The organism is Streptomyces sp. NPDC031474, assembly GCF_055581185.1.
This window is the reverse complement of the sequence record NZ_JBVIJX010000004.1, coordinates 383,783-405,031: the sequence shown is the minus strand read 5'-3', so window position 1 is coordinate 405,031 and position 21,249 is coordinate 383,783. Positions and strand designations below refer to the sequence as shown.

At 71.7% G+C, this 21,249-nt stretch carries 17 protein-coding genes and 1 pseudogene; 4 read left to right on the top strand and 14 right to left on the bottom strand.

Annotated features, from left to right (window positions below; genetic code table 11):
- Positions 1–38: 38 nt before the first annotated feature.
- The 4 genes from ACZ5SK_RS10065 to ACZ5SK_RS10050 form a co-directional block, all read right to left on the bottom strand.
- Positions 39–1,556, bottom strand: a complete 1,518-nt coding sequence (locus tag ACZ5SK_RS10065; RefSeq protein WP_468157976.1) for a dihydrolipoamide acetyltransferase family protein — start codon at positions 1,554–1,556, stop codon at positions 39–41.
- A 10-nt stretch (positions 1,557–1,566) separates the two neighbouring features.
- Complete coding sequence (locus ACZ5SK_RS10060) at positions 1,567–2,574, bottom strand: alpha-ketoacid dehydrogenase subunit beta (RefSeq protein ID WP_079661110.1); 1,008 nt, start codon at positions 2,572–2,574, stop codon at positions 1,567–1,569.
- A 1-nt stretch (position 2,575) separates the two neighbouring features.
- Complete coding sequence (pdhA, locus tag ACZ5SK_RS10055; RefSeq protein WP_334578720.1) at positions 2,576–3,784, bottom strand: pyruvate dehydrogenase (acetyl-transferring) E1 component subunit alpha; 1,209 nt, start codon at positions 3,782–3,784, stop codon at positions 2,576–2,578.
- 425 nt (positions 3,785–4,209) lie between these two features.
- Entirely contained in the window at positions 4,210–5,754 is a 1,545-nt protein-coding gene (locus ACZ5SK_RS10050) for a protein kinase domain-containing protein (RefSeq protein ID WP_468575739.1), read from the bottom strand.
- 414 nt (positions 5,755–6,168) lie between these two features.
- Between ACZ5SK_RS10050 and ACZ5SK_RS10045 the strand changes: the two genes are divergently transcribed.
- The gene (locus ACZ5SK_RS10045; RefSeq protein WP_334578719.1) at positions 6,169–7,803 is read left to right on the top strand and encodes a protein kinase domain-containing protein; all 1,635 of its coding nucleotides are present in this window, start codon (positions 6,169–6,171) and stop codon (positions 7,801–7,803) included.
- 118 nt (positions 7,804–7,921) lie between these two features.
- Here the strand turns inward: ACZ5SK_RS10045 and ACZ5SK_RS10040 are convergent, their stop codons facing one another.
- On the bottom strand, positions 7,922–8,467 hold the full coding sequence (locus ACZ5SK_RS10040) for a bacterial proteasome activator family protein (protein ID WP_334578718.1): 546 nt from the start codon (positions 8,465–8,467) through the stop codon (positions 7,922–7,924).
- Positions 8,468–8,630: 163 nt separating this feature from the next.
- Here ACZ5SK_RS10040 and ACZ5SK_RS10035 point away from each other — a divergent pair, with 163 nt between their 5' ends.
- A complete protein-coding gene (locus ACZ5SK_RS10035) occupies positions 8,631–9,182 on the top strand; it encodes a hypothetical protein (RefSeq protein WP_334578717.1) in 552 nt (183 codons plus the stop codon).
- 76 nt (positions 9,183–9,258) lie between these two features.
- Here the strand turns inward: ACZ5SK_RS10035 and ACZ5SK_RS10030 are convergent, their stop codons facing one another.
- Positions 9,259–10,239, bottom strand: coding sequence for an NAD(P)H-quinone oxidoreductase (locus tag ACZ5SK_RS10030; protein WP_334578716.1), 981 nt, complete (start codon positions 10,237–10,239; stop codon positions 9,259–9,261).
- Positions 10,240–10,327: 88 nt separating this feature from the next.
- A pseudogene (locus ACZ5SK_RS10025) lies at positions 10,328–11,026 on the bottom strand (potassium channel family protein); the annotation flags it as partial.
- Between the two features lie 120 nt (positions 11,027–11,146).
- Between ACZ5SK_RS10025 and ACZ5SK_RS10020 the strand changes: the two are divergent.
- Positions 11,147–12,265, top strand: coding sequence for a potassium channel family protein (locus tag ACZ5SK_RS10020; protein ID WP_334578715.1), 1,119 nt, complete (start codon positions 11,147–11,149; stop codon positions 12,263–12,265).
- Between the two features lie 99 nt (positions 12,266–12,364).
- Here the strand turns inward: ACZ5SK_RS10020 and ACZ5SK_RS10015 are convergent, their stop codons facing one another.
- From ACZ5SK_RS10015 to pdhA (ACZ5SK_RS09995), 5 genes are all read right to left on the bottom strand, one after another.
- Positions 12,365–13,741: a molybdopterin molybdotransferase MoeA gene (locus ACZ5SK_RS10015; protein WP_334578714.1), complete on the bottom strand. Its 1,377-nt coding sequence runs from the start codon at positions 13,739–13,741 to the stop codon at positions 12,365–12,367.
- Positions 13,738–14,727, bottom strand: coding sequence for an NTP transferase domain-containing protein (locus ACZ5SK_RS10010; RefSeq protein ID WP_334578713.1), 990 nt, complete (start codon positions 14,725–14,727; stop codon positions 13,738–13,740). The genes ACZ5SK_RS10015 and ACZ5SK_RS10010 overlap by 4 nt, the downstream gene beginning before the upstream one ends.
- Positions 14,728–14,832: 105 nt before the next feature.
- Positions 14,833–16,215: a dihydrolipoamide acetyltransferase family protein gene (locus ACZ5SK_RS10005; RefSeq protein ID WP_334578712.1), complete on the bottom strand. Its 1,383-nt coding sequence runs from the start codon at positions 16,213–16,215 to the stop codon at positions 14,833–14,835.
- Positions 16,215–17,219, bottom strand: a complete 1,005-nt coding sequence (locus ACZ5SK_RS10000) for an alpha-ketoacid dehydrogenase subunit beta (RefSeq protein WP_334578711.1) — start codon at positions 17,217–17,219, stop codon at positions 16,215–16,217. Before ACZ5SK_RS10000 ends, ACZ5SK_RS10005 begins: the two co-directional genes overlap by 1 nt.
- On the bottom strand, positions 17,216–18,352 hold the full coding sequence (gene pdhA, locus ACZ5SK_RS09995; protein WP_334578710.1) for a pyruvate dehydrogenase (acetyl-transferring) E1 component subunit alpha: 1,137 nt from the start codon (positions 18,350–18,352) through the stop codon (positions 17,216–17,218). The genes ACZ5SK_RS10000 and pdhA (ACZ5SK_RS09995) overlap by 4 nt, the downstream gene beginning before the upstream one ends.
- A gap of 175 nt (positions 18,353–18,527) precedes the next feature.
- Here pdhA (ACZ5SK_RS09995) and ACZ5SK_RS09990 point away from each other — a divergent pair, with 175 nt between their 5' ends.
- The gene (locus ACZ5SK_RS09990; protein ID WP_319676458.1) at positions 18,528–19,037 is read left to right on the top strand and encodes an Lrp/AsnC family transcriptional regulator; all 510 of its coding nucleotides are present in this window, start codon (positions 18,528–18,530) and stop codon (positions 19,035–19,037) included.
- A 37-nt stretch (positions 19,038–19,074) separates the two neighbouring features.
- Here the strand turns inward: ACZ5SK_RS09990 and ACZ5SK_RS09985 are convergent, their stop codons facing one another.
- Complete coding sequence (locus ACZ5SK_RS09985; protein ID WP_079661124.1) at positions 19,075–19,665, bottom strand: TetR/AcrR family transcriptional regulator; 591 nt, start codon at positions 19,663–19,665, stop codon at positions 19,075–19,077.
- Positions 19,662–21,176 (bottom strand): 3-hydroxyacyl-CoA dehydrogenase, encoded by a 1,515-nt coding sequence (locus ACZ5SK_RS09980; protein WP_334578709.1) that lies wholly within the window; start codon positions 21,174–21,176, stop codon positions 19,662–19,664. The genes ACZ5SK_RS09985 and ACZ5SK_RS09980 overlap by 4 nt, the downstream gene beginning before the upstream one ends.
- Positions 21,177–21,249: the final 73 nt, after the last annotated feature.

Below are 21,249 nucleotides of genomic sequence, written 5' to 3'. Positions count from 1 at the left end.
GCGCTCCCGCTCGGGGCGCGCGGCCGTTCTCCTCGCTGCTACCCCCAGGTGATCAGCTTTTTGGGCTGTTCCAGGATGGCCGCCACGTCCGCCAGCACCTTCGAGCCCAGTTCCCCGTCGACCAGCCGGTGGTCGAAGCTCAGGGCCAGCGTCGTCACCTGACGGGGCTTCACCTTGCCCTTGTGGACCCACGGCTGGAGCCTGATCGCGCCGACCGCGAGGATCGCGGACTCGCCCGGGTTCAGGATCGGGGTGCCGGTGTCGACGCCGAAGACGCCGACGTTGGTGATGGTCACCGTGCCGCCCTGCATGGCGGCGGGGGACGTCTTGCCCTCCCTCGCCGTCGAGACCAGCTCGCCCAGGGACTCCGCCAGCTGCGGCAGCGTCTTGGCGTGGGCGTCCTTGATGTTCGGGACCAGCAGGCCTCTGGGGGTCGCGGCCGCGATGCCCAGGTTGACGTAGTGCTTGACCACGATCTCCTGCGCCGCCTCGTCCCACGACGCGTTGATCTCCGGGTGGCGCTTGATGGCGACCAGCAGCGCCCTGGCGATGAGGAGCAGGGGGTTCACCCTGAGTCCCTGCAGGTCCTTGTCCTGCTTGAGCTCCTCGACGAGCTTCAGCGTGCGCGTCACGTCGATCGTCACGAACTCCGTGACGTGCGGCGCGGTGAACGCCGAGCCGACCATCGCCAGCGCCGTCGCCTTGCGGACCCCCTTGACCGGGATACGCGTCTCCCGCGCCGCGTCGTACGACGGTACGGGCGCGGCCGTGAGCGCGGGGACCGAGACCGGGGTCTGCGGCGCCGGAGCCTGCGGCGCCAGTGCCTGCGGCGCCAGTGCCTGCGGCTCGGCTGCCGAAGCCGCCGTCGGAGCCGCAGTCGGGGCCGCCGCCGCGTGGACGTCCTCGCGGGTGATGATGCCGTCCGGGCCGGACGGGACCACCGTGGCGAGGTCGACGCCCAGGTCCTTGGCCAGCTTGCGCACCGGCGGCTTGGCCAGCGGGCGCTCCTTCGGGGCCGGTCCGCTGCCGTGGCCGTTGAGCTCGGTCTGGATCGTCTCCGAGACCTGCGGCACCGAGATGTCGGGGCCCTTGCGCGGCCGGCGCTTCGTGGAGGAAGCGGCCACGCCGTACCCGACGAGGACCGGCTGGCGGCCCGCACCCGCCGGCTTCGCCGCCTGGGTCTTCCCCGCATCCGGCTTCGCCGTCTCGGGCTGCTTCTGCGGGGCGGCCGGCGCCTGCGCGGGAGCCTGCGCCGGCACCTCGGCGACCGGGGCGCCGCCCGCCTCGCCCGCCCCGCCGGCCACGTCCACCGCGATGATCGACGTGCCCACGTCGACCGTGGTGCCCTCGGGGAAGCGCAGTTCGCGGACCACCCCGTCGTAGGGGATGGGCAGTTCGACGGCGGCCTTGGCCGTCTCGACCTCGCACACCACCTGGCCGTCCGTCACCGTGTCACCGGGCTGGACGTACCACTTGAGGATCTCGGCCTCTGTGAGCCCCTCACCCACGTCGGGCATCTTGAACTCGCGTACGGACGCTTCCGTCATCGTCGTCACGACCCTCTCCTCAGTACGCCAGGGCACGGTCGACGGCGTCGAGCACCCGGTCCAGACCAGGCAGGTACTCCTCCTCCAGGCGCGCCGGCGGGTACGGGGCGTGATAGCCGCCGACCCTGAGGACCGGTGCCTCCAGGTGGTAGAAGCAGCGCTCGGTGATCCGGGCGGCGATCTCCGCGCCCGAGCCGAAGAACACCGGCGCCTCGTGGACGACGACCAGACGGCGCGTCTTCTCCACGGACGTCTGGATCGAGTCGAAGTCCAGCGGGGACACCGAGCGCAGGTCCAGGACCTCCAGGTTCTTGCCCTCCTCGGCGGCCGCGTCGGCGACCTCCTGGCAGAGCTTCACCATGGGGCCGTAGGCGACGAGGGTGAGGTCGGCGCCCTCACGGACGACCCTGGCCTTGTGCAGAGGGCCGGGAATCGCCTCGGTGTTGACCTCGGCCTTGTCCCAGTAGCGCCGCTTGGGCTCGAAGAAGATCACCGGGTCGTCGCTCTGGATGGCCTGCTGCATCATCCAGTACGCGTCGGACGCGTTCGACGGGGAGACGATCTTCAGGCCCGACACATGCGCGAAGAGGGCTTCCGGCGACTCCGAGTGGTGCTCGACCGCGCCGATGCCACCGCCGTAGGGGATGCGGACGACGACCGGGAGCTTGACCTTGCCGAGCGAACGCGCGTGCATCTTCGCGAGCTGCGTGACGATCTGGTCGTAGGCCGGGAAGACGAAGCCGTCGAACTGGATCTCCACGACCGGCCGGTAGCCGCGCAGAGCCAGACCGATCGCGGTGCCGACGATTCCGGACTCGGCGAGCGGGGTGTCGATGACGCGGCTCTCGCCGAAGTCCTTCTGCAGCCCGTCCGTCACCCGGAAGACGCCGCCGAGCTTGCCGACGTCCTCACCCATGATCAGGACCTTGGGGTCGGCCTCCAGGGCGTGGCGAAGCGACTCGTTGATCGCCTTGGCCAGGGCCAGGTTCTTCGAAGCCGCAGCCTTGGCTGTCGCGGTCTCGGTCATCTCACTTACCCCCGTCTTCGTCCGCGAACGACGCCTGGTAGGCGGCGAACTGGGCCCGCTCCTCGTCGACGAGCGCATGCCCGTCGGCGTACACGTTCTCGAAGATGGCGAAGTGGTCCGGGTCCGGCATGGCGCGGACCGCTTCGCGCACTCGCCTGCCCAACGCCTCGCTCTCCGCTTCGAGTTCCGCGAAGAATCCCTCGTCCGTGTGGTTTGAGGCCTCCAGGTGGCGGTGAAGGCGCAGGATCGGGTCCTTCGCCTCCCATGCCTCCCGTTCCTCGTCGGCGCGGTACTTCGTCGGATCGTCGGAGGTGGTGTGCGCGCCCATGCGGTACGTGTACGCCTCGACGAGGGTGGGGCCCTCGCCGTTGCGGGCCCGCTCCAGCGCCCACTTGGTGACCGCGAGGCAGGCCAGGACGTCGTTGCCGTCGACGCGGACGCCCGGGAAGCCGTAGCCCTGCGCGCGCTGGTAGAGCGGCACCCGGGTCTGCTTCTCGGTGGGCTCGGAGATCGCCCACTGGTTGTTCTGGCAGAAGAACACGACGGGCGCGTTGTAGACCGCGGAGAAGGTGAACGATTCGGCCACGTCGCCCTGGCTGCTCGCGCCGTCGCCGAAGTAGGCGATGACCGCGCTGTCCGCGCCGTCCTTGGCGATGCCCATCGCGTAGCCGGTCGCGTGCAGCGTCTGGGAGCCGATGACGATCGTGTAGAGGTGGAAGTTGTTGCTGTTGGGGTCCCAGCCGCCGTTGTTCACGCCACGGAACATGCCGAGCAGGTTGGTCGGGTCGACCCCGCGGCACCAGGCGACGCCGTGCTCACGGTAGGTCGGGAAGACGTAGTCGTCCTCGCGGGTGGCGCGGCCGGAGCCGATCTGGGCGGCCTCCTGGCCGAGCAGTGAGGCCCACAGACCCAGTTCGCCCTGGCGCTGCAGGGCGGTGGCCTCGGCGTCGAAGCGGCGGGTGAGCACCATGTCGCGGTACAGGCCGCGAAGGTCTTCGGGGGTGATGTCGGCGACGTACTTGGCGTACTCCGCGTTCCTGCTGTTCTTGACCCGCTTGCCCTCGGGCGTCATCAGCTGCACGAGCTCGGGCTCGGCGCTCTTCCTCGCGGTGGTGCGTGTGGTGCGGGTGGTGCGCTCGGTGCCGGTGGCGCCGGCCTTGCCTCCGGCGCTGCGTCGCGGCTTGCGCGCGGCAGTGCTCTCCACGGTCACGTGTGCTCCTCCGTCGGTCCGGCCCCCGGGGTTGCCGGGTGACCAGTGCGGCTCACCTGTTTCCGACACCCGTTGCACGGGGTGGGTGCCACTCGGCCGGAACAGGCGTGACAGGTGCCCCGGCGAGCGCCCTGCAGTCAACACGTTACCCAGTGCTCCACATATCTGTGAAACCCCTCCTGACCTGCGTTTTTGCTTGGATTTCCAAGTAAATCGGCAAAGTCGGGAAGATTCCTGGTCACAGCCTTGCAGGAGGCCGGAGCAACGGCACGTTATCCCGGCCGGGCAGGCCACGGGAAGAGTCGGTTTTCGAGACCGACCGGGTGAATGGCGGACGACGTCATGGCCGGGAAAACGCGCACGCGCGCGTGGAGCCCTGTTGACAGGCCCACGCGCGCGTGGCTGACGAGACGGCGTATGCCGGTTCAGTTACCGAGGTTCCCCAGAGTGGTCCCCTGGTCGGTGCCGCTCGTGGTGCCCTGAGTCGTGCCCTCGCTGGTCCCGCCGTCCGCCCCCGGGTCGGTCGACACCGGGGCGCTCGGCTGCTCGGACGGCTGGGTCTGCGACGGGTCGGGGGACGGCGCCGAGGAGGCCGACTGCGACTGGCTGTACGACGGCTTGTCCGACGGCGTGTACGACGGCGAGTAGTCCGAGTCGGAGTTCGAACCGGTGCTGTCGTCCGAGGAGTCGTCGGTGGCCGTCTCGGACGGCTCGTCGCTCGGCGTCGGGCTGGGCGAGGTCACGGCCGACGGCGAACTGGACGGCGACTTCGTCGTCTCGCCGCCGCTGCCGCCCGTGCCCTTGCCCTGCAACGCGAGTGCGACGCCCGCGGCGACGGCGATCACCGCGAGGACGGCCAGGATCCACAGCTTGCCGCGGCCGCTGCCCCGGTTGCCGTGGCCCTCGAAACCGCCGTCGTCACCGCCGCCGTAGCCCGTGGGCAGGATCGGCTGCGGGATCTGCGAGGTACTGGAGCCGTCGACGCCGTGCGGCAGCACGGTGGTGCTCGCGAAGCCGCCGGCGGGCGTGCCGCGGCCGTCGGGCGCGCCGGCCGCGCCGACTGGGCCGGTGTTCCAGGTGCCGGTGTGACCGCCCTGGTCGTACAGCATCTGCAGCCCGTACTGGACGAGGCCGCGCATCTCCTCCGCCGTCTGGAACCGGTCGTCCGGGTCCTTGGCCAGGGAGCGCATGACGAGGCCGTCGAGCTCCGGCGGGCACCCCCCGTCCGAGGTCTGCGACGGCGGCACCGGGATGTCCTGCACATGCTGGTAGACCACCGACAACGGTGTCTCGCCCGTGAACGGGGGCCGCAGCGCGAGGAGTTCGTACAGCAGGCAGCCCGTGGCGTACAGGTCGGAGCGGTGGTCGACGGCCTTGCCGAGCGCCTGCTCCGGCGAGAGGTACTGCGGGGTGCCCATGACCATGCCGGTCTGCGTCATCGTCGTGGACGCGCCGTGCAGGGCGCGCGCGATGCCGAAGTCCATCACCTTGACCGCGCCGTTGTGCGTGATGATGACGTTCGCAGGCTTGATGTCGCGGTGCACGATGCCGTGCTGGTGCGAGTAGGCGAGCGCCTCCAGGACCCCGGAGACGATGATCAGTGCCTGCTCGGGGCCGGGCGCCTCGGCGTTGAGGAGAAGGTCGCGGATCGTGCGCCCCTCGACGATCTCCATCACGATGTACGGCACGCTCTGGCCGCCCACGAAGTCCTCGCCGGAGTCGTACACGGCGACGATCGCATGGTGGTTGAGGCCGGCCACCGACTGGGCCTCGCGCGTGAAGCGTGCCTTGGACACGGGGTCCTCGGCGAGGTCGGCGCGCAGTAGCTTGACCGCGACGGTCCGTCCGAGGCGCACGTCCTCGGCCGCGAACACCTCGGCCATGCCGCCCCGGCCGAGTCTGCGGGTCAGCCGGTATCGGCCGTCCCCAACCAGCCCGCCGTTGCCCCAGTTCTCCGGCGCATCTGACATACCGCCGCCAGTCGCCTCGGGGTCGGACGGGCCCTGAGCGCGCTGCTGTGCCATCAGTCCTCGCCGTCGTTTCTGCCCGCGGTGCGCGCGGTGTTGTTACGGTCTCCGTCGGCCACGCTACAGCCTCCGCGCAAGCCGCCGGTCCGGGACGATCCCCGCAACGATGCCCCGAGCGGTCCCCGGGCACCGGTCCGGGTCGGACCGGCCATGAAACCCGTACGCCGTACCGGCGTGCAAATTCTGTGTACCGGCAGTACGGCACCTGTAACGCTTCCGCGACGCTTCTTTCTCGTAGGGTCACGGAACGGGCACCGAGCTTGACGTGTCAGTGCCCTACGGCAGACTTGGCCGGGAATAGCTCTTTCGATCAACAACAAGTCAACGGCGCCTGAGGGCCTACGGGGGACGCAGAACATGAGCCAGGACGGCGCGCAGGGCCGGTACGCGGGGCGGGCGCTCGCCGCGGGCCGCTATCAGCTGCGCGACTTGCTCGGCGAGGGCGGCATGGCCTCGGTGCACCTCGCCTACGACGCCGTGCTCGACCGTCAGGTCGCGGTGAAGACCCTCCACACGGAACTGGGCCGTGAGCAGGCCTTCCGTGAGCGCTTCCGCCGCGAGGCCCAGGCCGTGGCCAAACTCACGCACACCAACATCGTCTCCGTCTTCGACACCGGCGAGGACGAGGTCGAGGGGTTGACGACGCCGTACATCGTCATGGAGTACATCGAGGGCCGCCCGCTCGGCTCCGTGCTCGACGAGGACGTGCGGCAGCAGGGCGCGATGCCCGCCGACAAGGCACTGAAGATCACCGCGGACGTGCTGGCGGCGCTGGAGATCAGCCACGAGATGGGGCTCGTCCACCGCGACATCAAGCCCGGCAACGTGATGATGACCAAGCGCGGCGTCGTCAAGGTGATGGACTTCGGCATCGCGCGCGCCATGCAGTCCGGGGTCACCTCGATGACCCAGACCGGCATGGTCGTCGGCACCCCGCAGTACCTCTCGCCCGAACAGGCCCTGGGGCGTGGGGTGGACGCCCGGTCCGACCTCTACTCGGTCGGCATCATGCTGTTCCAACTCGTCACCGGGCGGCTGCCGTTCGAGGCGGATTCACCGCTTGCGATCGCGTACGCGCATGTGCAGGAGGAGCCGGTGGCTCCCTCCTCGATCAACCGGGCGCTGCCCCCGGCTGTGGACGCGCTGATCGCCCGCGCGCTGAAGAAGAACCCGAACGAGCGCTTCCCGACCGCCGTCGCCATGCGCGACGAGTGCCTGCGCGTCGCCGCCTCCTTCCAGCCCGCCCCGCCGAGCATCGTCCCGGGCGCGCCGACGTCGAGCGGCGCGGGCGTCGGCTCCGCGGTGTTCCCGCCGGTCGGCCAGGGCACCCCGGCGCCCCAGGCGGGCGTCCAGACGCCCTACCAGCCGGCCCCGAACCCGAACCCGTACGGCGCCCCGACGCCGTCGCCGTCCTACGGTTACCCGCAGCAGGGCGGCTACCAGACGCCCGCTCCGGCGTACGGCCACCAGCAGGCGCCGCACACCCCGCCCGCCTACAACCTCGCCCCGCAGCCGTCGACCACAGTGTCCTCGGGCGGCGGCAGCCGCAAGAACAGCAGGACGGTGCTCATCGGCTCGGCCGTCGTCGCCGTGGTGGCGGTCGGCGGCCTCATCACCAGCCTCATGCTGGGCGGCAGTTCCGACGACGCCAAGGGCGGCACGACCAGCGCCTCGCCGTCGGCGACGAAGGCGGCGGACTACCGCGGGCCGGACGCCTCCAAGACGATCGAGTCGACCGAGTGCTCCGAGCCGGAGGAGTCGTACAACGACCCCGCCAAAATCCGGGTGCCGAACTTCAAGTTCAAGTACATCGGCTCGGTCAAGGCGTGTTTCCAGGCCGCCGGCTGGCTGTACAAGATCACGAAGGTGGACGAGAACACCTACGGCGACGGGGCGGTCATGGAGCAGTTCCCCTCCGCCGGAACGGACGTCGACCCGAAGGACATGCCCGAGATCGAACTCAAGGTCTCCTCGGGCAACCCGGCTTCGTGACGCCCTGACCCCGTCGAGAAGGGCCCGGCGATCACGCCGGGCCCTTCCTTTGTGTACGTCTGCCGTGTCGTCTGCTGTGTCGTCTGCTTGTGAACGTCTACGGGTACGGGACTGCGGCCTACAGGTAGGGTCCGCCCGTGCGGCCGCCCGCGCGTGGGTCGTCGACGCCCTCGTGGCTCACGCCCGGCGGCAGCGCGCGGCGCATCTGCTCCAACTGAGCGCGCGCGGCCATCTGCTGGGCGAAGAGGGTCGTCTGGATGCCGTGGAAGAGGCCCTCCAGCCAGCCGACCAACTGGGCCTGCGCGATGCGCAGTTCCGCGTCGCTCGGGGTCGAGTCCTCGTTGAACGGCAGCGACAGCCGCTCCAGCTCCTCGACCAGCTCCGGCGCCAGGCCGTCCTCCAGTTCCTTCACCGAGCTCGCGTGGATCTCCTTCAGCCGGGCCCGGCTCGCCTCGTCCAGAGGAGCCGCGCGCACCTCCTCGAGGAGCTGCTTGATCATGCTGCCGATGCGCATGACCTTCGCGGGCTGCTCGACCATCTCCGTCACCGGGATCTCACGGGAATCCTCGTCAGCGTCGATGCCGCCGAGCGCCATGCCGTCCTGACCTACGACCAGGATCTTCTGGGCGTTCTCCGGCGACCTTTCGTTCCTCGGCATCTCCATGCCGCCATTCTCTCGCACGTCCCCACCTCATCACCGTGGTGCCCCCCATGAAAGGTGATCCACCGTTTCCGTTCGGCGTAGTCCGTAATGCGCCGACAATTCCGTGATGTGAGGCTTGTTGCGACTTTTCTTGGCAACCGGGTACCGGGAGGGGGTCACGGACGTGACTCCATGGCAGCGGGCATTGTGCGGGATGCGCGTCGGCGCCGTGGGCGCGGTGGGCGCACTGGGAGTGGTCGTGCTGCCCTGCGGGGCCACCCCGGCGTACGCGGCGGTGCCGGCGTACGGGCACGTCCCGCCGCACGCCACCGTGTCGGCGTCCGCCACCCCCGCCCCCTCCTCCCCCGAAGCGGACCGGGCCGGCAGCCGCGCGGGCGAGGGCCGCGAGCGGCCCGGGCGCAAGGTCGACCAGGGGGAGGACGAGGACGAAGAGGCGCCGGATACGGCGGGGGAGGACACCGGCGAAGAGGATTCGGACGAGGGGAGCGGCGACGCGGAGGCCGGTGACGGCGACCCCACCGGGTCCGAGTCCCCGCAGGCCGTCGTCGCTCCCGCGACCTCCGCGACCCCCCAGGACGCCGTGCGGCAGCCGGACGCGCAGTCGGAGCGGGCCGACGGCCCCGTGCTGCAGATCCTGCCGCTCGGCACCGGCCTCGTCCTCATCGGCCTGGGCATCGCCCTCGCCCTGGCCGCCCTACGCCTGCGCCGCGGCTAGAGACCGATCAGCGCAGGCGGGCGGGGTGTGGTGCGTCCGCCGGGACAGGACCTGGCGCTGGTGGCCACGACGGTGGCTACGGCGCGACCAGAAGCACCTTGCCGACGTGGCCGCTGTCCTCCACGACCCGGTGGGCGGCGGCGGCGTCGCTCATCGGAATTTCACGGTCGACCACGGGGCGTACGTGGCCTGCGGCGAGCAGCGGCCAGACGTGCTCGCGGACGGCCGCGACGATGGCCGCCTTCTCCTCCAGGGGACGGGCCCGCAACGAGGTCGCGCTGATGGCGGCGCGCTTGCCGAGGAGCGCGCCGATGTTCAGCTCGGCCTTGACGCCGCCCTGCATGCCGATGATCGCGAGCCGGCCGTTCACGGCGAGCGCCTGGACATTGCGGTCCAGGTACTTCGCTCCCATGTTGTCGAGGATGACGTCGGCTCCGGCGCCGCCCGTGGCCTGCTTCACCTCGGCGACGAAGTCCTGCTCGCGGTAGTTGATCAGGATGTCGGCGCCCAGTTCGGCGCACTGCTCCAGCTTCTCCTTGGTGCCCGCGGTGACGGCGACCTTCACGCCGACGGCCTTGGCCAGCTGGATCGCCATGGTGCCGATGCCGCTGGAGCCGCCGTGCACGAGCAGCGTCTCGCCGGGGCGGAGGTGGGCGATCATGAAAACGTTCGACCAGACGGTGCTGGTCACCTCCGGGAGCGCGGCGGCCTGAACGAGGCCGACGCCCGTCGGCACGGGCAGCAGCTGGCCGGCCGGCACCACGACCTTCTCGGCGTAGCCGCCGCCCGCGAGCAGCGCGCACACTTCGTCGCCGACGACCCAGCCGGAGACGCCCGGGCCGATCGCGGCGATCCGGCCGGAGCACTCCAGGCCGGGGTAGGGGGAGGCGCCGGGCGGCGGGTCGTAGAAGCCCTGGCGCTGCAGGATGTCGGCACGGTTGACGGCGCTGGCCACCACCTCGACCAGGACCTCGCCCTCGCCGGGTACGGGATCGGGGACCTCGTCCCACACGAGCGCCTCGGGACCACCGGGTTCGGGAATCGTGATCGCATGCATGAGAGGGACGCTACTCCTCGCCCCCGGCCGGAGGTCGCCTGGTCGGTGGAGTGGGCAGCGCTGTTCATGCTGCCCTTCGGGAGGCCTCTCAGGCCGGCGGGAGAGGCGGGACGCCGGGCATGCCCGGCGTCCCGAGGGTGGCCCGTGCGCTGTCCGGACCCACCCGCATGATCGTGACCAGTCGGTCCGTCGGTTCCAGCACGCCGATCGCCGGGTCGTCGTAGGCGAGGACACGGTGCCCGCGGACGACGCTCACCACCAGGTCGTCCGTCTCACGCGGGCCGCGGCCCGCCTCCGCCTTGGTGACGGGCCGTTCCACCAGGTCGAGCCCGTCGCCCTGCTGGATGAGGTCCTCCATGACCCGGCCCGCCGCCGGGCTGAGCACGGACAGGCCGAGCAGCCGGCCGGCCGCACCCGCGCTGGTGATGACCTCGTCCGCGCCGGACTGCTTGAGCAGCGGCGCGTTCTCCTCCTCGCGGACCGCCGCCACGATCTTCGCCCCGGGGTTGAGCTGGCGCGCCGTCAACGCCACCAGGACGGCCGTGTCGTCGCGCTGCGTCGCGATGACGATCCGCCCCGCCCGCTGCACCTCGGCCCGCCGCAGCACGTCACTGCGCGTCGCGTCTCCGACGATGCCCTCGTAGCCCTCGGCCGTGGCCGCCTCGATCACCTTCGCGCTCGGGTCGATCACCATGACCTGTTCCTTGCGCAGGCCCGCCGCGCAGGCCGTCCGGATCGCGGACCGCCCCTTCGTACCGAAGCCGACGACGACAGTGTGGTCGCGCAAGGGGACCTCCGGGATCATGGACAGGCGCGGGCTCATGGACATGTGTTGCTTCATGACGGGCACGACCCCGCCGGGAACCATGGTGCCCACCGAACGGACGACCACCACAGGGGGCACGCGATGAAGGACCACCCACGACAGCCCGTCGGCCCGGTCAGGTTCTCCCTCTTCAGGTCCCTCTGGTACCGCTCGCGCACCGAGGCCCGGGACGACGCCGAGGCGGGCCGCTCCATCACGATGCCCGTGCGCACCGGCGTCCCCCCGCTCCAGCAGGTGCTGCGGCGCCTCGCCATGGGCCTGCTGGTACTGGCCGTCACCACGCTGATCGTCTACGCCGACCACGACGGCTACAACGACAACGCGGACGGCTCCGTCGGTCTCCTCGACTCCGCTTACTACGCCACCGTCACCCTCTCCACCACCGGCTACGGCGACATCACCCCGGTCAGCGACACGGCCCGGCTCGTCAACATCCTCGTCATCACACCGCTGCGCGTGCTGTTCCTGATCATCCTGGTCGGCACCACCCTGGAGGTGCTCACCGAGCGGACCCGGCAGCAGGTCCGCATCCACCGGTGGCGCGCCCGCACCAGCGATCACATCGTGGTCGTCGGATACGGCACCAAGGGCCGCCATGCCGTGGAGACCCTCGTCGGGCAGGGCATCGCCAAGGACCGGATCGTGGTCGTGGACGCGCAACGCAAGGCCGCCAACCTGGCCGGCGACGACGGGCTGGTGGCGGTGACCGGCGACGCCACCCGCTCGGAGACGCTCCTCAAGGCCGAGGTCCAGCGGGCCTCCCGGGTGATCGTCGCCCCGCAGCGCGACGACACCACCGCCCTGGTCACCCTCACCGCCCGCCAGCTGAACCGACGCGCGACGATCGTCGTCGCCGCCCGGGAGGACGAGAACGTGCCACTGCTCAAGCAGAGTGGCGCGGACACCGTGATCACCAGCTCCAGTTCCGCCGGCCGACTGCTCGGTGTCTCAATGGTCAGCCCGACCGTGGCCAGGACCCTGGAGGACCTGATGACTCTCGGCAGCGGCCTGGACCTCATCGAGCGCCCGATCACCGAGGCGGAGGCGGGACAGGCACCCCGCACCTGCGCGGACCTGGTGGTGGCCGTCGTCCGCCGCAAGGAGCTGCTGGACTACGCCGACCCCCGGCTCACCCGCCTGCAGCCGGGGGACCGCGTGATCACGGTCAGCCGGGCAGTCCCGGTAGCCGAACAGGCGTGACGACGTTTCACGTGAAACACCCACGGTTTCACGTGAAACAGGCGCTGTGGTTTCACGTGAAACAGGCGCTGCGGCTTCACGTCACACACGGAGCGTGTTTCACGTGAAACAGGCGCCGATCCCGGCCGTCGCCCACGGCAGATCGAGGAGTTCGGCCTCCTGACCCGCCCGTGCGCCGCCCGGCGGTACAACGGCGAGGGCATCGGCCGCCGCGATGCCCCGCAGCATGGCCGGCCCGTTGTAGTGCAACGGCACGGCATGATCGCCCCGCAATACGACCGGAACGAGCCGGGTGTCGTACGGATGCCCGTGCGCCGCCTCCCTCAACGGCAGCGCGTACGGCTCGGGAACCGGGCGGGCGGCGAGGGTGCGCAGGAGGGGCTCGGCGAGGGTGAGCAGACCGGAGACGGCCGCGAGGGGGTTGCCGGGCAGACCGACGAGGTGCTGGTCCTCCGTGAGACGGGCCAGCAGCATGGGGTGACCGGGGCGCACCTGGACGCCGTCGACGAGGAGTTCGGCGCCGAGGTGGCGCAGGGTGGGGTGCACATGGTCGAGCGGGCCCGAGGCCGTTCCCCCGGTGGTGACGATCAGATCGGCACCGGACGCGGTGATGGCCTTGCGCAGGGCCTTCGCGTCGTCGCGGAGCCTGCGCACGGCGGTGACCTCGGCGCCCAGCGCCCGCAGCCACGGGGGCAGCATCGGGCCGAGAGCGTCCCGGATGAGGCCGTCGTGCGGGCGTCCCTCGGAGAGCAGCTCGTCGCCGAGGACGAGCACCTCGACCCGGGGACGGGGCACAGCGCTCAGCGTGTCGTACCCGGCGGCCGCGGCGAGACCGAGCACGGCCGGGGTCACCACCGCTCCGGCGAGCAGCAACTGGTCCCCGCTGCGGCACTCCTGACCTCGCGGGCGGATGTCCTGCCCGTGCTGCATCTCGCGGGTCGCGTGCAGCCGGCCGTTGTCGTCGGTGCGGCCGTGCTCGCTGCGCAGCACCGCGGTGGTGTCCGCGGGGATCCGGGCGCCGGTGGCGATCCGGACGGCCTCGCCGTCGGCGAGGGGCGCGGGCGCGGCGCTGCCGGCGAGCACGCCCTCGTCCCGTACGTGCCATGGGCCGGGACCTGCGACCGCCCATCCGTCCATCGCGGAGGTGTCGAAGGAGGGCAGGTCGGTGAGTGCGGTCAGGGGGGCGGCCAGGACGAGGCCGAGGGCGTCGCCGAGGGTCACGGAGACGGGCGCGCGGCGGGCGGCGCGGGACCGGGCGGCACGGGCAGCGATCGTCCGGGCCTCCGGCCAGGAGGTGGCCTGGTGGCGGTGCTCCTCGGCGGCCCGGTGACCGGTCTGCGGGGCGTGGGAGGACGGGGATCCGTTGCCGTTGCCGTCCCGCTGCGTGGGGCCGTTGCCGTCCTTCACGAGGGCGAGCGCCTCCTCGACGTCGAGGTCTTCGGCGTCTAGGCCCTGCCGGGTGCCGCGGGGCGTCATCCGGCGCCCGGTCCAGAGCCGCCGGGCTCGACGACCTTGTCCTGCTTGTCCTGGGGGACCTGATCCTGGGGGGCCTGGTCCTGTGGGGCCTGATCCTGTGGGGCCTGGGCTTTGTCCTGTGGGGCGGCGGTGTCCTGTTCGGCCTCCTGCGCCCAGCGCAGGGCCAGCGCTGCGGCCTTGCGGGCGGCCTCGGCGACGGCCTCGGGGCCTCCCTGGGCCTGCGCGGCGGCGTAGCCGACCAGGAAGGTGGTCAGCGGGGCCGCGGGCCGGGCCACTCCGTGGGCGGCGTCACGGGCGAGATCGAGGAGGACGCCGGTGTCGACATCGAGGTCGATGCCCAGCTCGTCCTTGACTGCGGAGATCCATTCATCCAACACGTGGCCATGCTCCCTGATACGTGCCCTGGCGGTGGCGATGTCGTCCCAGGTGTCGCAGTCGAAGGACGCGACAGGGTCGGAGACGCGGGTGAGATCGAGGCCGGCGGTCAGCCGGCGCAGGGGCAGCCCGGTGAGGCCGCCGTGGTCGGCGGTGAGCACCGCCAGTTCACGGCGCAGGGCGGCCGTGCGGTACGCGGCGACGAGCGGCTGGTCGCGGCCGTCGGCGTCGGTGAGCAGCGCGCCCTCGGCCTCGCCGGCGCGCAGGGCGGTCAGCAGCCGCCGCACGGTGTCCGCCGCGAGGAAGGGCAGGTCGGCGGAGAGGACGAGCACGTCGTCCGCCGCGGTGTGCCGTACTCCTGCGTCGAGCGCGGCGACAGGGCCCGCGCCGGGCGGGTCCTCGCGCGCCCAGTGCACGGGCCGGGCGGTGGGGCGGGGGTCGGCGACGACGACGGTGGTGCGCGCGTCGGCGCAGGCACCGAGCACCCGGTCCAGCAGCGCGCGCCCGCCCACCCGCACGCCGGGCTTGTCGGCGCCGCCGAGCCGCCGGGCGCCGCCACCGGCGAGCACGACGGCGTCGTACGCCGGCTCGGAAGGCTCGTTCGAGGTCACCCCCCGAGTATGGGGGTCACCCCGGCGATGCGTTCTTCGCGATCACGGGAAACGCGGGGAACGCTGGGGACGCCGACGCGAAGAACGCCTGGGCCGTGTTCGTGATCACAGGGTGCGCAGGAGCACCGCCGGTTGCTCCACGCAGTCCGCCACGTAGCGCAGGAAGCCTCCCGCGGTACCGCCGTCGCACACCCGGTGGTCGAAGGTGAGGGAAAGCTGCACGACCTGGCGCACCGCCAGCTCGTTCTCGTGCACCCACGGCTTGGGGACGATGCGGCCGACGCCGAGCATGGCCGCCTCGGGGTGGTTGATGATCGGCGTGGAGCCGTCGACGCCGAACACGCCGTAGTTGTTCAGCGTGAAGGTGCCGCCGGTCAGCTCGCCCGGGGTGAGGTGCCCGTCCCGGGCGGCCTCGGTGAGCCGGGCGAACTCGGCGTTGAGCCCCTCGGCGTCGAGGCCGTGCGCGTCGCGGACGACGGGCACGACGAGTCCCCGCTCGGTCTGCGCGGCGAACCCGAGGTGGACGTGGTCGAAGCGGACGACCTCCCGGGCCGCCACGTCGACGCTGGAATTGAGCTCCGGGAACCGGGCCAGGGCAGCGGTGCAGATACGGGCCAGCAGCGCCAGCAGGGAGATCTTCGACCCGCCCGCAGCGTTCATGGCGGCGCGGGCACGCATCAGTTCCGTCGCGTCGGCGTCCACCCAGCAGGTCGCGTCGGGAATCTCCCGACGACTGCGGGAGAGCTTGTCGGCGACTGCACCCCGGACGCCCTTGAGAGGGAGGCGATGGGCGGAGGCGGCGGGGGCGGAGCCGCCGGGAGCGGGGGCAGCAGCGGGAGTGGGCGTCGCCGGGGAGACCGGCGCGGGCTGCGGGGCGGGCTGCGGGGCTGCGGCTGCCCGCAGCGCGTGCTCGACGTCCCCCCGAAGGATCAGCCCCTCGGGGCCGGAGCCGGCGAGCTGTCGCAGGTCCAGGCCGTTCTCGCGGGCGAGGCGGCGGACCAGCGGGGAGATCACAGGAACGGGACTGTCCGCCGCCTTGTGGGCAACAGCGGCCGGAACATCAGCCGGGACGGCAGCCGGAACATCAGCCGGGACGGCGGGAGCAGCCGTGGTCGCGGGGGCGGTGGGCGGCGGCTGAACCGGCCGCACCCGCCTGCGCCGCGCCGGTGCCTCCGATGTGCCGTAACCCACCAGCACGTTGCCCGAGCCCTCGGTGGGAGCGGCCGCCCCGCCGGAGGCCGGCGCTCCGACCGCCACCGTGATCAGCGGGGCCCCGACGGGCAGTTCCGTGCCCTCCTCGCCGAAACGGGCGGTGACCACGCCGCCGTAGGGGCAGGGCACCTCCACCATCGCCTTGGCCGTCTCGACCTCGACGACCGGCTGGTCGACGGCGACCACGTCACCGACCTGGACCAGCCAGCGGACGATCTCCGCCTCGGTGAGCCCCTCCCCGAGGTCGGGGAGCTTGAACTCCAGCACCTGTGCCATCAGTTCTCGGCCTCCCACTGCAGCCGCGCCACGGCGTCCAGGATGCGGTCGACGCCGGGCAGGTGGTGCCGCTCCAGCATCGGCGGCGGGTACGGCAGGTCGAACCCGGCGACCCGCAGCACCGGCGCCTCCAGGTGGTGGAAGCAGCGCTCCGTGACCCGGGCCGCGATCTCTCCGCCCGGCCCGCCGAAGGATCCCGACTCATGGACGACGACCGCGCGGCCGGTCCGCCGTACCGAGGCGCAGACCGTCTCGTCGTCGAAGGGCACCAGGGAACGCAGGTCGACGACTTCGAGGTCCCAGCCCTCGGCGCGCGCCGCCTCCGCGGCTTCGAGACAGACCGGCACCGACGGCCCGTACGTGATCAGTGTCGCGCTGCGGCCCGGGCGCCGCACCACAGCGCGGCCTATCGGGTCGACGGTCTGTGGGTCCTGCGGGTTCCAGGAGTCCTTGGACCAGTACAGGCGCTTGGGTTCGAGGAAGACGACCGGGTCGTCCGAGGCGATGGCGGCGCGCAGCAGGCCGTAGGCGTCGGCGACCGTGGCGGGGGTGACGACATGGAGGCCCGGGGTCGCCATGTAGTACGCCTCGGAGGAGTCGCTGTGGTGCTCGACGCCGCCGATGCCGCCGCCGTAGGGCACGCGGACGGTGATCGGCAGGGGCATGCGTCCCCCGGTGCGGTTGCGCATACGGGCGACATGGCTGATGAGCTGCTCGAACGCCGGGTAGGCGAAGGCGTCGAACTGCATCTCCACGACCGGACGCAGCCCGTACATGGCCATGCCGACGGCGGTGCCGAGGATGCCCGCCTCGGCGAGCGGGGTGTCCGTGCAGCGGTCCTCGCCGAACTCCTTGGCGAGCCCGTCGGTGACCCGGAAGACGCCGCCGAGGGTGCCCACGTCCTCGCCCAGGACGTGCACGGACGGGTCGGCGGCCATCGCGTCGCGCAGCGCGCGCGTGAGGGCCTGCGCCATGGTGGCGGGCTTGAGGGCGACGGTGGTCATCGGTGCGCGCCTTCCTGCTCCGCCTCGAGCTCGGCCTGCAACAGGGCGCGTTGTTCCCGCAGTTGGGGAGTGTCTTCGGCATACACGTGGGCGAACAGGTCCATCGGGTCGAGGACCGGGTCCTGGTTCATGCGGGCACGCAGATCGGCGGCCATCGCCTCGGCGGCGTCGCGCGTGGACTGCTGTGTGTGCTCGTCGAGCAGCCCTCGCACGGTCAGTTCACGCTCCAGCAGCCGGATCGGGTCGTGCTCGCGCCAGGTCTCGACCTCGGCGTCGCCGCGGTAGCGGGTGGCGTCGTCGGCGTTGGTATGCGCCTCGATGCGGTAGGTCACCGCCTCCACCAGGGTCGGACCGCCGCCCTCGCGCGCCCGGCGCACGGCGTCGGCCAGCACCTCGTGCACGGCGACGGCGTCGTTGCCGTCGACCAGGCGGCCCGGCATGCCGTACCCGACGGCCTTGTGGGCCAGCGAGGGGGCGGCGGTCTGCTTGGCGAGCGGTACGGAGATCGCGAAGCCGTTGTTCTGCACGAGGAAGACGACCGGCGCCTGCCAGACGGCGGCGAAGTTCAGTGCCTCGTGGAAGTCACCCTCGCTGGTGCCGCCGTCACCGACCATGGCGAGCGCGACCACGTCGTCGCCCTTGAGGCGGGCTGCGTGCGCGAGGCCCACCGCGTGCGGAAGCTGAGTGGCGAGCGGCGTGCACAGGGGCGCGACGTGGTGCTCGTAGGGGTCGTAGCCGGTGTGCCAGTCGCCGCGCAGCAGGGTGAGGGCCTCCACGGGGTCCACCCCGCGGGCGACGACGGCGAGGGTGTCGCGGTAGCTGGGGAAGAGCCAGTCCTGCTCCTGGAGAACGAGCGCGGCGGCGACCTCGCAGGCCTCCTGGCCGGTGCTGGAGGGGTAGACGGCGAGTCTGCCCTGCTTGGTGAGGGCGGTGGCCTGGACGTTGTAGCGACGGCCGCGCACCAGCTGGGCGTACAGCCGGCGCAGCAGCTCGGGGTCGGCCTGCGCGGCCGCGTCGGTGCCGAGGACGCGGTACGGCTCCGCGTCGGGCAGCAGCGGCGCGGGGTCGGTACGGGGCTGCCAGGCGGGCGGCGGCGTGGGCCGGTACGTGCCCCGCTGCTCCATGACCGTCATGACGGCACCTCCTCGTGGAAGCGGCTACGGGAGGCGCGTCGAAGGTGATGCGCCTCACCTACCGATTGTTCGGTCGTCGGCACATTTTGGCTACGGGGCCCCTCAGGCTGTGGACAAACGGTTCTCCACAGCCTGAGATGGACGCAGTACGTCCATGGTAGGGAGGCGGGGGGACATGGCACCTGAACAAATGGCCGAAGAGGGGGCGCTCCCGGAGAGCGGTGTCCCGCTGCAGCCGCCGCGCCCGCTCGACGCCATCGATCAGGACATCCTGCAGATGCTCCAGGCGGACGGCCGCGCCTCGATACGGTCGGTCGCCGAGCGGGTCCACGTCTCGCGCGCCAACGCCTACGCGCGGATCAACCGGCTCATCGAGGACGGCGTCATCCGCGGCTTCGGGGCCCGCGTGAACCACGAGCGGGCGGGCCAGGGCACCAGCGCCTACATCACGCTGAAGATCGTGCAGAACTCCTGGCGGACCGTGCGCGAGCAGCTCAGACAGCTGCCCGGGGCCTCCCACATCGCCCTCGTCGGGGGCGATTTCGATGTCCTGCTCCTGGTGCACACGCCCGACAACAGGGCGCTGCGCGAGGTGGTGCTCACCCGGCTCCAGGAGATCCCCGAGGTGCTCAGCACGCGCACACTGCTGGTGTTCGAGGAGGAGGACCTGGAGCCACAGGGCTGACCGGTCACAGGGCTGACCGGCCACAGAGCCGGTCGTCTCAGTCCGCCGTGCGCAGGCCCTCGAAGACCAGCCGCACCACCGCGTCGGCCACCTCGCTCTCGACCATTCCCCGGCCGCCCGGCCGGTACCACTCGACGAGCGAGTTGATCATGCCGAAGACCAGTCGCGTCGCCAGCCGCACGTCCATGTCGCCGCGTACGTCCCCGTCGGCGGCGGCCGCCCTCAGCAGCTCGGCGACCCGGTGGTCGAAGTCGCGGCGCCGCTCCAGGGCCCACCGCTCGGTGTCGGTGTTGCCGCGCACGCGCAGCAGCAGCGTCACGTACGGCAGTTCGCCGATGAGCACCTCGACCATGCGCCGCACGACGTACTCCAGGCGCTGTGAGGCGTGCCCCACGCGCGCGTGCTCCTCGTCGAGGATCCCGAAGAGGCCGTCCAGGGCCCGGCTGACGGCCCGCCGCAGGAGTTCCTCCTTTCCGGCGACGTGGTGGTAGATCGACGACTTGGAGATGCCGGCGGCCTTGGACAGGTGCTCCATGGAGGTGCCGTCGTAGCCGCGCTCGTTGAAGACCTGTACGGCGACGGAGAGCAGGGTCTCCGGGGTGTACGTGTCGCGCTTGGCGGTGGTCACGAGGCGCCCTCCCGCTTCTCGGTGGCGTAGGAGTGCCGGTAGAGCGCGAGGGACGGCGCGTAGCGGCCGGAGGGGTCGCGTTCGTGCAGGTCGTCCAGGAGGGAGCAGGCCCAGGTGCGGCCCAGCCTGCGGCTCCACTCGAAGGGGCCGAGGGGGTAGTTCACGCCCAGGCGCATCGCGGTGTCGATGTCCTCCTCGGTGGCCACGCCCTTGGCGACGGCGTCGTGCGCGAGGTCGACGATCCGCGCGACCGTACGGGCGACGATCATGCCGGGGACGTCACCGATGACGCTGACGTCCTTGCCGAGCGCCTGGAACAGGCCGATCGCCTCGGACATGGTCTGGGCGGAGGTGTCCTGGGAGGCGGACAGGGCGATGCGGGTGGCCTTGCGGTAGTCGAGGGCGAGGTCGAAGTAGACGACGTCCCGGAACTCCACGGAGGTCTGGCCGTCGGCGAGGGCGAGCTGGCCGTCGCCGGGGAGCACCAGGCGGCTGCCGTGGTCCTCTTCCTCCTCGCGGACCTGGATGCCCGCCTCGCGGATCAGCGCGAGCAGTTCGCAGGCGGGGCCCAGGTTGCCCTCGGCGACGACGTACGCGGGCGGCTGGGCCTTCTCCGCGGTGTGCGGCTCGGCCGGCTCGGCGCCCTCCCGGTAGTCGTACCAGCCCTGGCCGGACTTGCGGCCCAGCCGGCCCGACTCGACCAGGCGGCGCTGGGCGAGCGACGGCGTGAAACGCACGTCCTGGAAGAAGGACTGCCACACGGAGTGCGTGACCGACTCGTTGACGTCCTGCCCGATCAGGTCGGTCAGCTCGAACGCGCCCATCCTGAAACCGCCCGACTCGCGCAGGATCGCGTCGATGGTGGCCGGGTCGGCGCCCTGGGCCTCGTAGACGGCGAAGGCCTCGGCGTAGAAGGGCCGCGCGATGCGGTTGACGATGAAGCCGGGGGTGTCGGCGCAGGCGACCGGCGTCTTGCCCCAGGAGCGGGCCGTCTCGTACGCGCGCGTGGCCGACGTGACGTCGGTGACGTACCCGGAGACGACCTCGACGAGCGGCAGCAGCGGCGCGGGGTTGAAGAAGTGCAGTCCGACGAAGCGGCCGGGGTTGCGCAGGGCGCCGGCGATGGCGGTCACCGACAGGGAGGAGGTGTTGGTGGCGAGCAGGCAGTCCTCGCCGACGACGTCCTCCAGCTGCCGCAGCAGCTCCTGCTTGACCTCCAGGCGCTCGACGACGGCCTCGACGACCAGGGAGCAGTCCGCGAGGTCGGTGAGGCTCTCCACGGCCCGCAGGCGGGCGCGTGCCTCGTCCCGGTCGGTGGCGGCGAGGCGGTCCTTCTCGACGAGCCGGTCGAGGCGCGCGCCGATCGCGGCGGCCGCCTCCCGGGCCCGTCCGGGAACGGCGTCGTACAGCCGCACCGGGTGGCCGGCGACCAGCGCGACCTGGGCGATGCCCTGGCCCATGGTGCCCGCGCCGACGACGGCCACGGGGCTGCTGAGGTCGAGTGCTGTCATGTGCGCGATCCTCCCGCACGGGGTTTTCCACAGATGCGGCAGGCCCCCTTGTCCCGACCGATCGTTCGGTTAC

What these genes read in the sequence shown, in the direction of transcription:
- ACZ5SK_RS10060 (WP_079661110.1), bottom strand. Translation starts at nt 2,574, where the DNA reads ATGACCGAGACCGCGACAGCCAAGGCTGCGGCTTCGAAGAACCTGGCC.
- ACZ5SK_RS10050 (WP_468575739.1), bottom strand. Translation starts at nt 5,754, where the DNA reads ATGTCAGATGCGCCGGAGAACTGGGGCAACGGCGGGCTGGTTGGGGAC.
- ACZ5SK_RS10045 (WP_334578719.1), top strand. Translation starts at nt 6,169, where the DNA reads ATGAGCCAGGACGGCGCGCAGGGCCGGTACGCGGGGCGGGCGCTCGCC.
- ACZ5SK_RS10040 (WP_334578718.1), bottom strand. Translation starts at nt 8,467, where the DNA reads ATGGAGATGCCGAGGAACGAAAGGTCGCCGGAGAACGCCCAGAAGATC.
- ACZ5SK_RS10030 (WP_334578716.1), bottom strand. Translation starts at nt 10,239, where the DNA reads ATGCATGCGATCACGATTCCCGAACCCGGTGGTCCCGAGGCGCTCGTG.
- ACZ5SK_RS10020 (WP_334578715.1), top strand. Translation starts at nt 11,147, where the DNA reads ATGAAGGACCACCCACGACAGCCCGTCGGCCCGGTCAGGTTCTCCCTC.
- ACZ5SK_RS10015 (WP_334578714.1), bottom strand. Translation starts at nt 13,741, where the DNA reads ATGACGCCCCGCGGCACCCGGCAGGGCCTAGACGCCGAAGACCTCGAC.
- ACZ5SK_RS10005 (WP_334578712.1), bottom strand. Translation starts at nt 16,215, where the DNA reads ATGGCACAGGTGCTGGAGTTCAAGCTCCCCGACCTCGGGGAGGGGCTC.
- ACZ5SK_RS10000 (WP_334578711.1), bottom strand. Translation starts at nt 17,219, where the DNA reads ATGACCACCGTCGCCCTCAAGCCCGCCACCATGGCGCAGGCCCTCACG.
- pdhA (WP_334578710.1), bottom strand. Translation starts at nt 18,352, where the DNA reads ATGACGGTCATGGAGCAGCGGGGCACGTACCGGCCCACGCCGCCGCCC.
- ACZ5SK_RS09990 (WP_319676458.1), top strand. Translation starts at nt 18,528, where the DNA reads ATGGCACCTGAACAAATGGCCGAAGAGGGGGCGCTCCCGGAGAGCGGT.
- ACZ5SK_RS09980 (WP_334578709.1), bottom strand. Translation starts at nt 21,176, where the DNA reads ATGACAGCACTCGACCTCAGCAGCCCCGTGGCCGTCGTCGGCGCGGGC.